Annotated in this window: 9 protein-coding genes; 2 read left to right on the top strand and 7 right to left on the bottom strand. The window is 31.9% G+C overall.

The features are described 5' to 3' along the window. The 7 genes from H8K90_RS15115 to H8K90_RS15085 form a co-directional block, all read right to left on the bottom strand. Positions 1-255, bottom strand: a complete 255-nt coding sequence (locus H8K90_RS15115) for a hypothetical protein (protein WP_186846832.1) — start codon at positions 253-255, stop codon at positions 1-3. Further along, positions 246-1,643, bottom strand: coding sequence for a protein NO VEIN domain-containing protein (locus tag H8K90_RS15110; RefSeq protein ID WP_186846831.1), 1,398 nt, complete (start codon positions 1,641-1,643; stop codon positions 246-248). The genes H8K90_RS15115 and H8K90_RS15110 overlap by 10 nt, the downstream gene beginning before the upstream one ends. A 10-nt stretch (positions 1,644-1,653) precedes the next feature. Next, positions 1,654-2,343 (bottom strand): hypothetical protein, encoded by a 690-nt coding sequence (locus H8K90_RS15105; RefSeq protein ID WP_186846830.1) that lies wholly within the window; start codon positions 2,341-2,343, stop codon positions 1,654-1,656. A gap of 91 nt (positions 2,344-2,434) precedes the next feature. Further along, positions 2,435-3,997, bottom strand: a complete 1,563-nt coding sequence (locus H8K90_RS15100; protein WP_186846829.1) for an AAA family ATPase — start codon at positions 3,995-3,997, stop codon at positions 2,435-2,437. A gap of 1 nt (position 3,998) precedes the next feature. Further along, positions 3,999-7,610 (bottom strand): Eco57I restriction-modification methylase domain-containing protein, encoded by a 3,612-nt coding sequence (locus H8K90_RS15095; protein WP_186846828.1) that lies wholly within the window; start codon positions 7,608-7,610, stop codon positions 3,999-4,001. A gap of 6 nt (positions 7,611-7,616) precedes the next feature. Next, positions 7,617-10,904: a helicase-related protein gene (locus tag H8K90_RS15090; RefSeq protein ID WP_186846827.1), complete on the bottom strand. Its 3,288-nt coding sequence runs from the start codon at positions 10,902-10,904 to the stop codon at positions 7,617-7,619. A gap of 414 nt (positions 10,905-11,318) precedes the next feature. Next, entirely contained in the window at positions 11,319-13,340 is a 2,022-nt protein-coding gene (locus H8K90_RS15085) for a hypothetical protein (protein WP_186846826.1), read from the bottom strand. Positions 13,341-13,971: 631 nt separating this feature from the next. On the opposite strand from H8K90_RS15085, the gene H8K90_RS15080 reads away from it, so the two are divergent. Together H8K90_RS15080 and H8K90_RS15075 are read left to right on the top strand one after the other, a co-directional pair. After that, positions 13,972-14,526 carry a LemA family protein gene (locus H8K90_RS15080; RefSeq protein WP_186846825.1) on the top strand — a complete coding sequence of 185 codons (555 nt, stop codon included), beginning with the start codon at positions 13,972-13,974 and terminating at the stop codon, positions 14,524-14,526. A gap of 72 nt (positions 14,527-14,598) precedes the next feature. Continuing rightward, on the top strand, positions 14,599-16,260 hold the full coding sequence (locus H8K90_RS15075; protein ID WP_186846824.1) for a DUF2207 domain-containing protein: 1,662 nt from the start codon (positions 14,599-14,601) through the stop codon (positions 16,258-16,260). Positions 16,261-16,460: the final 200 nt, after the last annotated feature.

Genomic DNA, 16,460 nt, shown 5'->3' with positions numbered 1-16,460 from the left:
TTATAATTTATAAATCATTTGGTCTTTAGCTCTCAAATAAATTCTACCAGTAGTTTTCTGACAAACTTTAACATTTTCAGTACGAAATTTGGTTCCTATCGGATGCGCATTTCGTGTTTTTTCTTTACACTCAATAACAATTTTAGTTGGCAAACCTTGGTTTGGCAATGGTCTAACTCGTATTCTACCAGTTTCAGGATCTTTAAAGCTTTCACATTTTATGTTGTCGTAGTAGTTGCCTATAATCAAGTCCATTTTATATCTGATTCATTTATTGCAAATATTAATCTATTTGCTTTATATGCTTTGTCTTGCATAGAACAAGGTGTTAATTTTTTTTCTTCCATAGCTGTAAGCAAATCCATAAAACGAGTGTATTGTGCATCGGAATCAACATTCTTCACAAAACACAACCTATATTTATTTCTATTATCAAGATAAAAATCCCATTCAGGTTTAGTCAATTGAAATTCTAAAAAATTAGATGACGTACCTTTACATTCATAGTAAAATTTTCCCTTATCACTTTCTAATAAAAAATCATAAGGCAAACCTTGTTCTCCATTTTCGTTAAGCCAACTAACTTTAGTTGACTCGTCTTTAAATAATTCTCGTAATTTTTTATATAAAAAATCTTCAGCCAAACGTCCAATGCGTTCGTTATGAATTTTATTTTCAACAACCTTGACGTCTTTTTCAAGTTGTTCTTTAGATTGAAGTAGCTTTAATATGTTATTTAGCTGACCAGAAATATATTCTAATGATGAAGTATTTTTATGAACCTGCTTTTCTAAATCACTCTTATCTTTTACTATAACATTAGTTTCTTTTTCTGATTTATCACCTTCATCTTTAGCTAAATGATCGGTGTTGTCTTTCTGGGTTTCATCTAATTTAGTTGCTGCTATAATTTGAGTTTGCTTGATATTATCCTCTAAAGCGTTTGACATTATTTTTGTATTAAGCTCTGAAAGCAACACATTTAATGCATTTACGTCATAATTCATCGCTTTTAAATTGCTATAGATGCCACCTGTTTTTTCTGCTAAATTTTTAGATTTTTTTTGAGCAACCTCATCTTGTGCAATACCTATAAAGTGAATTTTTACATCTTTTTTAGAACCATGTATCAACTCTAAAATGTCTATATCAAATTCAATTCTATCATTTGCGTCACCATCACTTAAAATGATGATATTAACTTGATTGGTAATAGATTTAGATATTGTTTGCGCCAAAATATAGTATAATGGCGTACCTGCTGGCATAGGATTTTCTATAGTTTCAATTTTACTCTTTAATTCATCTGAATTAAAAGGACCTTCATAAATCACATTAATATCTTGAGACATCGAATAATACCTTTCTTGAACATTCTTGCCGTTTTCATTCTTTACCCATCGAGTTAAAATTATGCGCTCATTATTTTTATCTAAATTAAATTTATTTCTAAAAGTTGAAACCTTAATATGTTCGCTAAATTCTATAGTATTTATTATTGATTGGTTTAATATTTTTTTTACTAAATCTGTACGCGTATGTTTTCTATCTGAAAGTAAATATTTATTCTCTTCATCCTTTTCGCCTCGCATATAACCCATACTCCCAGAAGCATCTATCAATATCTCAAAATGTGTTTCCATACTAATAAATTTACATTTTGTTAGCCCTCTCCCTTATCGCTTCTTGTAGTTCTTTGCATAATATTATGAAGCTTGGTACTAAATCTTTTAGAAACTCATGGTTTAAACAAATATCTCTACTCTTATCAATCCAAATATTCTTGTTAGCCCTTATGTAGTTTTCTAGATGTGTATTACTGACTGCTAGTTTCCCAAAATTATGCACTATGTTATTTCTTAACGATTGTAAGCACATGAGGTCGCTCCAATTATGCTCTAATGATGTATTCATTTTTATCTTTGCGACATTACATAGGTAGTCTTTAATGTTTGCAAGTAGACTTCCTTTCTCTTTTTTGAATGGTTTATTTATATCTAAAAGACTGTTAAGCGAATCGCATAGTTGCTTCAATTCTTTTTCAAACATACTAGTAACCATAACCAAAGTTGCACGCCTATTTAAATTTGGAAAGTGATTTGTAATAGTATCTTCTGCGTCAAATGTACCACCATCAATACTCCTAAAATGAATCATAATATTTGCACCATATTCATGTTCTACAATCTCAGTTTCTTTGTATTTATGGTAATCTGTAATTGCCAAACTATTATATATTTCAGAATGTTCTATGTAAGCTGAAATTAATTCTATACCTGCTTGAATGTATTGGTCATACCAATTATCTGGTCCTCCTACTGTAAATGCAAATTTATTTTCCATTAATTAATTTTAATTTTCGCGCCATTTTCGCGCCGAATTGGCGCGAAAAGAAACTTTAATAGGGACGAATTACCGAAACGCGCCATTTCACTTAAATGTTAAATCCTGTTTCTAATGCCAAAGCTTCAACAGTTTCAATAGCTCTTTTTAATTCACTCTCAAATAATGGTGTTTCAATATCGTAATGAGAACTTGGGTTTAATATTCTATCCTTATACTCAATAAATCTTATTAAATTAATTGCATTCAATCCAGCTAATAATCCTTTTGTCTGAAATTGTTCTATTTGACTATGTAAATTCCTAACTGTGTATGATGTTATATTTAATCTTTCATGTGCTGTTAAATAGGCCTTGCACAATTTTTCAGATGCTTTCCTTAATGTATTAGCAGACAATGCGAATTCTTTTCTATGAAATAATTGCCACGCTTTCTCAATTTGAGAAGTATTTTCAATGATTAAAGGTTTTGGAAATGCACCGTTAGAATCTTCAAACATTTCTAAATACTTGAAGTTAGGCATTGCTCCTTTCTCTATGGTGTATTTTGCCATTTCAAAGAAAAATCTATCATGTGTCATTAATATTAATTGATAATCGTTTATATAGTTATTTAGAATTAAGTTAAGTACTGCTTCTCGATTAGACATATCTAGACTAATAATCATATCATCAATAACTAACACTTTCATATCAGCCACATAAAGACGCTGTTCTAAAATAGCAAAACGCAATGCTAAACCAATTGCAGACCATTTGGCTTCATTTAAAAACGTATGTGGTTTTGTGATTTTTGGATTAGCCACACCTTCATATTCAGAAACTATTAGTTTAATTTCAGGATCAAACCACTTTATTGTATCATCTGTAGCTCTATAATCTGGAAATCTGCATTTAAAGTCTAGAACTATTCTAAAATTATATCTAAAATCATTTCTGATTAGCTGATTAGCTCTAGTTGTAATTCTTGATAGAAAATCCTTCAACCAATTCATCCAAGCTTTCCATTGATTACGATAATCTTTGTAATTTCTATATAATCGTCGCTCTTCTAATGCCGAAGCAGTTCTTAATGCTGCTGTTGGAAATATCTCATCACCTGCCAAATTATTAACTTTACCAGGACCTTGTTTAAGCACATCATATTCATCTAAACAAGGGTCGCTACCTTTTTTAACATAAGGCAAAACTTCTTCATAAAACCATTGCCAAAGATTGTTATCCTTTGAATGTTTTAAATTATGAAGTTGAAAAAGGACTCTATAATTTATAAAGTCAGATGCCATATTGCTTTCTCTTACATCTGTATTAGTTCTTATAGATAAATCTCTTGCTTTCCTAGAAGCCTTATATCTGGTCGAATTACCAAATCCATCATTTAGTTCTACTTTAATATAAGAATCGCTTGAGCCTGTAGCATGAATATTAACTAAACTTTCATCACCTGTTTTCTTAAAATACTTTCTTATTTCATCATCTGAATTTTTGAAACTACATTCCAATAAGGTATAAAGTGACCAATAAATAGTTGATTTTCCACTTCCATTTTCTCCATAAATTAATAGGTGATTACCATCAATAGAAAGCAAAGGACTATCAGGTTCTACTTTAGAGAAGAATTTAAAATCATTAATATGTAATTTATCTATCTTCAATTTAATGAGTAGTTTCGTTAATTCGCCTTATAATATCCACACTTCTTGTAGAAGCCAATAGTATTCTATTTCGTATAGGATTATCTTTCTCTAATAGCTTATAGTACGCATTTTGAATGATATTTCGTTTTTCCTCAAACGTTTCCACGTTGCTTATATCTTTGAAATCAACATATTGCAAAACATCTATTTTCTTTTCTTTCATATGTTTTTTAAAATATAGTTCATAAGCCATCATATTCACAACATCTTCAAATTGTCTACTAATAATTTCTGATGAAATATTTTCGAATAAATGATGGTTTTCTGGTGCATTAATTAGCGTTAAATAGTCTGCTAAAATTTCAAATGGTTTACGTTTATTACTATTTAGCTCTGGTATTGGTAGTTTTTCAACAAAAATTTTACTCCATTGGTTGGTGCCTTGACCAGTAGAAGATGAAACCTTATCTAAATACCACTCCATCGCTTTAGAATTTAACATCGTGAGCAAATATTTATTACAATGACTGGTCATGATATAGGCAGGGGCAGTAACATACATCTTGTTAGTATCTAAAGCAAAAGCTGGTTTATCTGAAATTGACAACCATATTATTTTTTCATTGTCAAAAACATCTACATAAGCACAATTCCTCAAATTAGTCCAATGGTCACCTTGGTCTGCTCTATTAACCAAAGTTTGGATTTTACCTTTAGAATCTTTTTCTACTAATTCTGAATGTTCATCTTTATATTTTAGAAGATGATCATAAATAGCTGGATAATTCTGTTCAACATAGATTCTAGAAACTTTATCATTTTTTATTGAATATCCATTGTGTGGAAAAATCACATAACTATTTTGATAATTGTAGCCATACTTTTTTATTTCTCTTCCCCTTATTAAAGGTTTAATTATAAACTGACTACTCGTATCTTTGTCTATTAATTCATCTTTTTTATTCTTATCAATAAAAAAGGCATCATTAAATCCAGTTAGAAACCCTCGATAAAAATTAATATTCCAGTCGGATAGTGGTTTACCTTCTTTTTCAATCTGCTCTTTAATTAAATAATCTTTTTTATCAACAATAATCCAGCTATCATCAGTTAGTTCTTTTAATGTTATTTTTTTATTCTCAAAATACTTAGAGATTGATGTCTTTGGTACATAATCGCCTTTAATCGCTACAGCATCTAGATTAATATCATAATCTTCCCGTCGAGTAAACATTATATTTACTTCTACTGTAGCAGACGGAAATATTTTGGTGTCCTCAAAATTCAAAAGTTTGTATGGGTTTGAATTTTCAATAAAATATGAACGCATCTTTTCACCAAATTTGGTTCGCATCCAAGTATTTGATGTTATATAAGATAAAACACCTTTATTTTTCAATAACTCTATACCTTTTTCATAGAATAAACAGTAAATATCACCAGTTCTAGAAAAGGTGCTGTAATTTGCATTTTGTAAATCCTTTTTATCCTTTTCATCAAACTTTTGTATTTGATAATATGGTGGATTACCAATAACAATATCAAAACCATATTTAGTTGCTACTTCATCATTTAATACCTCTGGAAAGTCTAACTTAAAGTCAAAAAAGTTCAATGGGACTTTATCTAGTGTTTTGGCATGCTCTAATTCTTTTACATGATTAGACCAGCCTAGAGTTTCAAGGTATTTTTCAGTATCTCGTTTAAATTGAGCTTTACTCTTATTTTGGTAATCTATAATACTAGGTTTCTTAACAATTTTTTGTTTTTCGCTCATAATCTCCAACTGGATAATTAAAAGCTCAATCTTCTTGTTTCTTATTTTTAAAGCTAAAGTATCTTCATCGCAATTTGGGTCAAAAGCATCCTTTTGTAATTGCGTAATTTCTTTGAGAAGCTTTAACTTTTGTTCTGTTTTTGGTCCCGTAAAAAACCCTTGGTCTTCCTCCTTTGCTTTCCAATTAATTTCAATAACTGTTTTATCATCAAGTTTAGGCACCAAACTATCACCCACTACAATTTTATAGTCTAAATGTGGTAAAGCATGAGGTTCTTCACTATCTACCACCAAGCTTAACCAAAAGCGTAAACGTGCAATCTCTACAGCACCTTTTTCTATATCTACGCCATAAATACTTTGTTGTATAATGTTAAGCTTTACCAAATCAGGTTGCCAAGTGCTCATCTCCCAAATGGCACCAACCTTGTCTGGGCTAGCATCGTACAAGTTATGCACCAACTGAAAAATCTCGTTTAGCAATCCCATTGGGAACGCACCAGAGCCAATAGCAGGATCGCATATTTTTACGTCTTTTAGGGCTTGTGCCAAGGTAGCGTCTAGGTCTATGACATGGCTTGCTTCTTTTTTTGTAATAAAGTTGTGTAAAGCGTTATCTAATTCTTGTTGTTTAGCTTCATCACTAGTCCATTGATTGTGTTCTTGCAAGTAGGTTTTAAGATATTCCTTTAAACTTTCTTGACACATATAGCGAACAATTTCCTTTGGTGTGTAAAATGCACCTTTGTCTTTATTGTCTTCCAGTAGATTTTCAAAAATATGACCTAGCATTTCAGGGTCAATACCTACTTCTCTATCCATAGCTGTGTCATTCTCATCTATGGTAAAATTGTACTTTTCTAAAAACTCAAACAAGCCCTCAAAATAGGCTTGAGGGAAATTAATGGTTTTGGTTTTTGGGTCTTCGTTGTCAAATAAACCACCACTTAAAAAAGGAACTTTAGTACCAGTGAGTTCAAAAATATCATTTGGTCTGTAAGGTTGGTCAAAACCTTCAAAAAACAATGGGTTTAAAAATTGTGAGTAGAAATTATCTTTATGTTCAAAGCTTTCAAAACTGTCTTCTAAAAAACGGTAGTTGCCATTGTTCCAACCTGCTTCCTCTGCTGGTACACCTAACCAACCTTTTTTCTGCACAAACTTTATGAATACCAAACGACCTAAAAGCAATTTTACCCAATCGCGTATGGCTTTATCATCGTTTTTAAACACAGCAGTATAATAACCTGGTCTTTGAGTTAAATAATTTACAAACAACTCATACTGTTGTTTGTATTCCTTAAAAAAGTTTTTACTTAAAGTTTCTACAGAAAAGGCATGCTCTATGGCAGCAATATCAGCTTCGTTCTTTTTCTCACTTAGTTGATAAAAACGTTCTGCTGCTGTACGACAACTTTCGTTTTTACCTAGGACGTATGTGAAACGCTTGGTATCGGTTTTTTTTGTCTTAAAATCACCAACTTCTTCATCATATTCACTAGCTCGTGCAGAAAAGGTAAACCGATAATCATCTTTACCTTGCTCAAAAATAGATAAAACACCATGTGTTTGTTCTTGATCGATATATTTAGAGGCAATATCATTTAATTCGACTCTATTACGAATGATGTTGACATTCTCTTTTAGTTTTAATTCAAAAAGGGCTAATGCTTTTCCATCATTTAATTTAACTTCGCCTAATTTTTTAAAGGTCTCTACCTTTTCATTTTCAATTGGAATGACTTGCGGCATTGCCAAAATTTGAACATTAGGAAACACAAATTCCACAACATCTTTCCAATTGTCTTGTGCATAGGGCTGATTCAGCTTATTTTGTAATTCTTTTTTATTCATACAGCATTATTTGTGTGTAAACGATTCAGAAATGATGATTTCTGGTTTTAATTTTTCAAGCGATTTAATCGTAATTGCTGGTCGCTGATCTAGAGTATCGTTTTGCAATACTGGGTATTGATTGATTATTTTTATTAAGGCATCCATTAAGTCCGTAGCTTTTAATGGTGCTGCTTTTGCATTTTTCTTTAGTTTATTTACCTCGCGCTGTAGTTTTTGAAACTTACCAAGCTTTACGGCTTGTTTCGCTGCCTTTATAAGTTTCTTTTCTTCTTCTGAAGCAAATGGAAAATCTAAAAAGCCATCCATATACGCCAAGGCACGTTTCTCGTTTGGTCCTTGTGTGGTATCAACCACTTGTGCACTTGCCATTTCGGTTTGTATTTTCTCGTTAAAATCGGCAAGAGCTACTTGTATTTGCTCATGATGTGCCTCTGGTAATGGCACTGCCTTTTCAGGCACATTAGCATTAAATTCCTTAGCTGTTTCTATAAAAGTGAGTTCTTCAATACTATTATCTGGTCTTACAAAATAGAAAGCATCACGACGATGGTTTCGCATAAAACAAATTGAAGTGCCTTTTAAGGTTCTAGACTCACGACCAACACGAGCACGAAGCGGCATATTTTTAATTTTTCGGAACAACTCAGGACTTTCTGCTTTAAACTTTCGTAATTCCATGAGGTATGCTAAACGCTCGTCTTTATCTTCATCGACATCTTGGTCAAACAATCCAAAGGATTGCGTTTCTTCATCTGGTGAATAGATTTCGCTATCTTCTCCTAAAGCAGAATGAAACGCTTGTAATTTCATAATAGCTTTTTTCTCTAGCTCGATATCGTCGTTAACTTTAGCTGTTGGATAAAAATTGTAAATATGCACTTGATTTGCTAGAGACCCTATACGATTAACACGACCAATACGCTGCATGAGTCGTGTAGAATTCCAAGGTGTATCGTAATTAACAATAACGTTTGCACGATGTAAATTGACACCTTCTGCTAAGACTTCTGTGGCTATTATGATATTATAATCAGATTTATAATCTTTTCGTGGTATGTTGGCATCAAAATTTTCGCGAATCACTTGTTTTAGCTTATTTCGATTATCTGAATGTATTTCTAAAACATCTTTGCGCCCAGCACCTTTTAACTGTTTTGCTATGTGGTTTGTGGTTTCTTTAGATTCTGAAAATACCACGAGTTTTTGCTCTGGATTAATGGTTTTTTGAAGTAACTCGGTATTTAAGCGCCTTACAAATTCATCAATCTTTGGGTCTTGCTCTACAGTTTTCCAATGGTCATTGAGTTCTGTTAAGATTTCAAAATCGCGTTTTAGTCCATCAACAAAATTTGGAAGAAAATCTGATGGTGTACATATTTCTATGGTAGGATCGGTTTCTCTCAAGAAGATAAGTTTAGTCAACAGCTCATCTTCTTTTTCTTCCATGACATATTCCGTAACGTTTAAGTTAGGCGCAATAAAAATGGTACCTGCATCAAACATCTTAATCATCGCCTCAGTAGCCTCCGTAAATCGGTTGAGGGATTTTTTAAAGGCGTAAAAACTACTGTCAATGCGTTTTACCAATAGCGTTTTCATCAATTTTGCCAAAGCTTCTGAAGCCACATCTGCATTTTTATATTTAGCTTTCTTTTCTTCCTTTAAAAACTTGATCGCTTGGTAACGTAAATATTGAATCCCTTTAGTTTTATGACTCAACAAATACATGGTTTTATCGTAAAGTTCATCTAACTCATCATCTAGCTCATAAAATATTTTTTTAGGCTTTTGAATATCTGGAAAAACGATGTTTTGTTCTTTCAGGTCTTCACTATACTGGTCATGCGCCATTAAATCCGAACGTGTACGTCTAACAGTTAATGGTTGAATCACTTTTTCACGAATCTGCTGATAGATGTAAGCAACACCTTCTTGGATTTCTTTTATATTATTGTGTTTTTTCAACTTCTTATAGGCATCGATACGATGTCTAAAAAAGTGTTGAAGGTTCGAAATCTCTAAAGTAGAATCCTTAGAATCCTGAAATAAGTATACTTGGTTAGCAATATCCTCTGGTCTGTTATTTAATGGTGTTGCAGAGACTAAAATTACCTTTTTGTCGGCATAAGTATTATCCTTTAAACGACGTTTGGTCTTCGTCTTACATATCTTTTGAAGTTCGTTATAGGCTTCTGCTGTATCATTTCTAAATTTATGCGCTTCATCTACAATAATCAAATCATACTTTGCAGCATCTCTTACTTTGTGCAAACTTCCATTTGTAATTATTTTGTAATTCTGTAATTGAAATTTATCTAATGTTTCAATCCAACCATCTTTTAATGCTGGTGGAACAATAATAAGGATGTTAGAAATGTGCGATGGAAAATCATTAGAATAGAAAAACTTCTTTGCAATCAGTGTTGCAATCACAGTCTTTCCCAATCCAACTACATCAGATAAGAAGAAACCATTATGCTTTTCTAGCATTTTATAGCCTTCGTTCACAGCATCAACTTGATAGGACAATCGTTTAAATCCATCTGGTAAATCTGTAATAGAATTAGGGTCAAATTCTACGCTTTTCCCAAAGTATTCTATCAAGAATTTAATATATAATTCAAAAGGTGTAAACTCACTATTGAGATAAGTTTCCTTTTTGACTTTATTGATTTCAACAGGAAGAATCACAATACCTTCTTTCCAGAGTTGTTGAAATTCGTCAGAAGCGAACTTTACATCGTCATAATCACTAAGCTTCACATTGAATTCGTAATTATGATCACCTTTATCACCTCCAAGTCCTGAATGTGTTAAGTTAGAAGACCCTGTGATGACGTGACCAGGTCTATGCTCGTTCCAATTTTCAGGTTTAAAAATGTAAATTTTTGCATGTAATTTTTTACTAGGATGTGCTTTGATTTCAATTTTCTTAGTAGCAATATCCTCAATGAATTGAAGAATACCATCTTCAACATCTTTGCTATAATTTGCAGTTTGAATATCTTCCTTCGTATCAGCTAAAAATTCTATAAGTGTTTGATTGGCATCACCTTTAAACAGCAACCCTTTAGATTGATATTTTGCTAGAATAACATCGACATCAATACCAACAAGAATTCTAATATTGGGAACATTATCTAAAAATGGTCTTATCTTAAAATATCCAGAGGCACGGAAGTAACCAACAATAGCATCAAAAAACTCAATGTCTTTGTTATTTTCAAAGATGCCTTTGAATTTGTTTAATAGTGTGTTTTGGTCTTGGTTGGTAAAAAATTTTGTTGACATAAATTGATTTAGGCATTTAACGTACACGTCAAATACTAATTAAATAATTATAGACTATGGTGAAATTAATTAAGGGACTCTAAAGATAAAAAAAGCCTGTAATTAGCCAATGTAAAAAATCGTAATTGAGTGATTAATTTGCTTTATATCTTATTTATTCCTTAATCACTCTCTTTCTCTATTAAGTTTCTATATTGTACTGCTATACCCAAAAGTAATTAGAATATCAATAATAAGTTTTTGTAATGCTTATGCTAATAAATTTTAATTTGATTTTTATATTACCATTCTATTGTTTTCCTTTATTTATTTGGGTTTACTTTTCAATACTTAAAAATAGTGATCTTTATAGAGTAATTTGAAAAGATATTGAATATATATGGTGAATCATTTTAAATTATAAAAGCTATTACTTTATTTTGAATTCGTCGCATTGTCATTACGACTAAGTATAAAAAATGAATATCCCAGCTGAATTTGTGAAAAGTTATTTGCCGAATAACCCATTTCATGTGTAAAACGCCACCTCAAGAATAACTGCCCCCTAGAACCTACATTTAAATAACCTTTAAACTCAAATTCATTGTTCCAATTTGATAATCTTCTTCTAAATCCAGTAACCGGATCCGCTAAACTTCTAAATTCTATTTTATCGCTTGATAAATGCACATATTTTGGTCTCCACATAGCGTAAAAACCATAACGCTCCTCTGGTAACAAATGCATTTTTATTTCCGGGTAGAAAGTCCAAAAACTCACAGAATACTCTTTTGGTTTTAAGATTTCAGATCCAAAGGTCTTTATACTATCTTGTATGGCTGTTTTATGAAATCTAAATCCTCCATTAATATGAAATTGATGTTTTAAGTCTGGGTTATCGATTAATAATAAATTAATGTCTTGCCCAATATTCCAAGTGCTATAATTCAATAATTTGATGGGCGTTGTATATCGTTTTGAATCAATTATTGTAGAAATACTATCTAAGGATAATTCAGTATCCAATCTTTCTGGATGCAGGCGTCTTTCTTTATCCTCCAATTTAGTTATACCACCAGCTATTTCAGCATATTGAAGCCAACCATAACCATCAATTAACCATTTGATATATTTACTTGGGTCATGCCTTCTAGTATTAATATTAAAATGCTTAGAAAGCTCTATTTGTAATAATCCATTTGGCGCGTCAGCCTCAAATCCTTCAAAATCACTATATACTTCAGCCTCTAATATTTTACGAGTTTCTTCTTTAGTCAAAGTTAGTTTTGATCCTCCATCAACTCTGACCATTTGATCCATTGGGCTAAAATCTCTAGTTAATTTATTAGAATAAAAATCATAGTTAATTAAATCATCCATTTTAATTAATAACTTTTCTCTCAATGTGTCATTGTATAATTTCAACTCTTTAGCTAAAGTTTGCATATTTTCCTCTTTATAATCTTTTTCAGATTGATTAATATGCAATGAGATATTGTGAAATTTTTTATAATTATTTCGACTTGTAAAGCCAATCCCATATTTATTAGTAAATATGATAGAAACACTTTCTTTTAAAAATGACGGAATTAAATCACAATTATATTTAGTATCATCTTCACATTTAAAATGCCCCTTAACTTTTATTATTTCTAAAAACCCTCTTGAAAATTCAAATTCAACATTATCTACTACATAATAGCTAAAAGGTACTAACTTATCTAATTTTGTGTATTGTTCTTTATAAAATTCAACATATTGTCTCAACGAATTTTTAAACTCATCATCCTCAGCTAATAGATTAGATGTCAAAGTTTTAGTTTTTGATAATTTTAATTGGTCGGTATCAGCCGAATTTATTATCTTTTCAAACTTTGGTAGATATATTTGCTTCGAAATCTTTATTATTTCTTCCAAACCTTTAGTATAATTTGAGTTTACTATTGAATCAATAGTCTGTAATTTTATTTTAAATTCATTTTCTGCATCAGATTCCAATTTATCTTTAATAAGGGATGCCATTTTCTCTATATCGATATATACAGGAATGACCTTATTAACTTTTAAATCACCCGTTTTAGGTTTATAATTTAAGTTATCTAAAACTCTTATATTCATCATAAAACTATAGTAGATACTCTCCGCTTCTTCATTAACTCTTTTTAAAGCAAAAGCATCATGGTTTGCATTATTGGTGTCAATAGGTAATCCTAACAGTTTCTCATATACTTTTGTTCTAAATTCTATTTTGAAATCATTGAAGTTACCTACAGAATTACTTAAATAGAATTCTTTAAAAGACTCACCTTTAGACAGTTTAATTTTATATTTGCCATCTATCTTGGAAATTTCAACTTCAATTCTATCTGTATTAATAATAAAATAATCAGTTAAAGTATTCTGAGCGAATGTCAGCTGAAAGACAAAAAGTATAGCTAATGTTAGTAAATTTTTCATAATCCGTATAGTTTAGTTGGTTAATAATTAAATTAATAGCAAGCACCACAGAAAACTATACACCGTTAAGTGTATATTCTATGTTTCGTGCAGTCAACAACGAATTATGTAATAAGGTGCTACTAAGGCTGTAGCACTAAGGGAATTGATTATTAAGTTAATAAATACTCTAATACACTGACTATTAATTAGATGAACTGTTAAAATTTTCTTTGAAAGGGAGATTTAGATTTGTTAGATTTTTAGATCTGTTAGATTTTTAGATTTTTAGATTTATTAGATTAATAGATAATTAGATTCTTAGACTTGTTAGACTTGTTAGATTAGTTTTGGATTGTTCTGCTGAGGTTATCGAAGTGCGTTGCGACCAAAATGTTGAAACATATGCTTCTTGATACAATTCCTATAAAAAAATTTGGAATCACTCGCTTCTCGATACAATTCCGACGAAAAAGTCGGAATCACTCGAAGTGACCCTTCGACAAGCTCAGGGCAGGCTCAAAATAACACTAGCAATATGTTTGGTAAAATTCATTACAATTAAAATGTAGGGACACTTGAACTGACTATCTTATTGTTGGATTTTTCACTTATTTTTACATACCTTTAATTCTTATTAAAATTAACAACTATGATCTTCTTATATGCCTTTATAGGTTTTGTTGTTTTGTCGGCTTTTTATGGCATTGGCATTTACAACAAATTAGTAAAATTAAGCACACTCGTTGATGAAGCTTGGAGTGGTATTGACGTGCAATTAAAAAAACGTTATAATTTAATTCCGAATTTGGTAGAAACTGTAAAAGGCTATGCTAAACATGAAAAAGACACCTTTGAAAATGTAACCAAAGCTAGAAGTATGGCACAGAATGCCACTACTGTTGAAGGTCAGCAAGCTGCAGAAAACCAGTTGAACAAGGCCTTAGTTAATTTATATGCGGTTGCTGAGCAATACCCAGATTTAAAAGCGAACGCCAACTTTTTGAACTTGCAAAACGAATTATCAGTTATAGAAGGTGATATTGAAAAGTCTAGACGTTATTATAATGGTACCACACGCGATTATAATATTTTAATCGACTCGTTTCCGTCTAACATTATTGCTGGACTTACCACCTTTAAAAAAGCCGCATTTTTTGAAATTGAAATTGCTGAAGAACGCAACAATCCACAAGTAAAATTTTAAGCGTTGCAAAGACTCTTATTTGTTATACTATTCGTAATACAGTCTTTTGCTTTGTTTTCGCAAAGTGAGCGGGTGATCTCATTTCACTCGGACATTGCTGTTGATACTTCTAGTACTATTACGGTAACTGAGTCTATTAAAATATATGCCAATGGTACTATTTTTAAACGCGGTATTACACGAACCATCCCAACCGTAATGGTTGATAGTTCTGGCAATAAGGTAAAACTCGATTTTAAAATTTTAGCTGTAGAACGCGATGGTAAATCGTCTGCTTACCATACCAAAAAAAATAGTAGTGCTACAACCATTTACGTAGGTAATAAGGATGTGTTTTTAAGTGCTGGTGACTATACTTATACGATTACCTACAGCATGAGTGGGCAGATTCGTTTTTTTGATACTTATGATGAACTCTACTGGAATGTCAATGGTTTTGATTGGGCTATGCCTTTTGGTGAGGTTATTAGTACCATCAACTTGCCAACAGGTGGCACTATTCTGCAGAATGCATGTTATACAGGTCGTTATGGTAGTACTAGTAGCCAATGTAGTGCAACAGCATTATCGGAACATAGTATAAAGTTTACTGCGGCAAATTTAGACGCTGGTAATAACTTAACAGTGGCAGTTGGTTTTAAAAAAGGTATTGTTAACCAACCTCCTCCACCTCCACCTCCAACATTTTTTCAGGAGTTTGGTGCGCTTATTTTAAGTGCTTTTATCAGTTTGGCTCTGTTATTTTATTATGGCTATACGTGGTTAAAATTTGGTATTGATCCGCCAAAGCCAACAGTAATTCCGCAATGGGAAGTGCCACACAACATGACACCTGCTTCTGTAGGGATGTTAGACAAACTGCGGTATCATGGTGATTTAATCACAGGAACTATTATTAATTTAGGCGTAAAAGGCTACCTCAAAATTGAAGAAACGACGCAGGAATATGTATTTGGATTGTTTAAAAGCAAATCGTTTGCTATCCATAAAGTTAAGGAAGATTCTGGATTGCTTGAAGGTGAAGAACGCGCATTGTTTTCAAAATTATTTTCGGGTAAACAGACGGTTACTTTAGATGGTAAGTACGATTCTAAAATTGAAAGTGCGGTGACGGGCTTTAGAGACTCTCTAAAAAAGCAGCATCATGGTTTAATATATCAAGGTTTTAATTATAAATTTTGGTGGTTGCCATTGCTTACTATTATTGCCTATGTGGTGTCATTTACCATCCTGGTTACTCAATATTTTGAAGGTGATAATGACGGCGTTATATTCGGGATATTCTTAATTTTTAACGTTCTTTTCTTTTTGTTATACCAATATTTAATTCGGAAACCAAGTATAGAAAAGTTACAGCTAAAATCTTCGATAGATGGTTTTAAACTTTATATGAATGCTGCCGAAACGCAACAGATATCTCATTTTAATCCACCAGATTTAACACCAGACATTTTTGAACAGCTTTTACCCTATGCTATTGTATTGGGTGCTGAAGATGTTTGGGGAGATAAATTTCAGAAATTGATTAACAGCTCAATGATGGACCAAAGCTACCAACCAACTTGGTATGCTGGGCATGTTAGCAACTTCTCTAGTTTTAACCATACTTTAAATTCGTCCTTATCTAATTCTATCAGTCGCTCTGCAACTCCACCATCTAGTAGTGGTAGTGGTTCGGGAGGTGGAGGATTCTCTGGTGGTGGCGGAGGTGGTGGCGGAGGTGGTGGCTGGTAGTTGCTCCTTTGTGTTTTTGATTCATCTTTTTTTGTATTGAAATAAGTATGAGGGCGGCAATCCGTTTCATTTTTTCTGTTTTTTAATGTCTGCTTTATTGGTTTTGTAATTAGGATACCCAATGGTTTTACTGTGTGGGATTTTTTATATGTACTTTTTTATGCCCAAAAAAGCTACCAAAAAAGGCTTTTACTGTCGAA

Source organism: Winogradskyella echinorum (assembly GCF_014297365.1).
Lineage (GTDB): Bacteria > Bacteroidota > Bacteroidia > Flavobacteriales > Flavobacteriaceae > Winogradskyella > Winogradskyella echinorum.
This window is presented reverse-complemented; position numbering and strand designations above follow the sequence as displayed.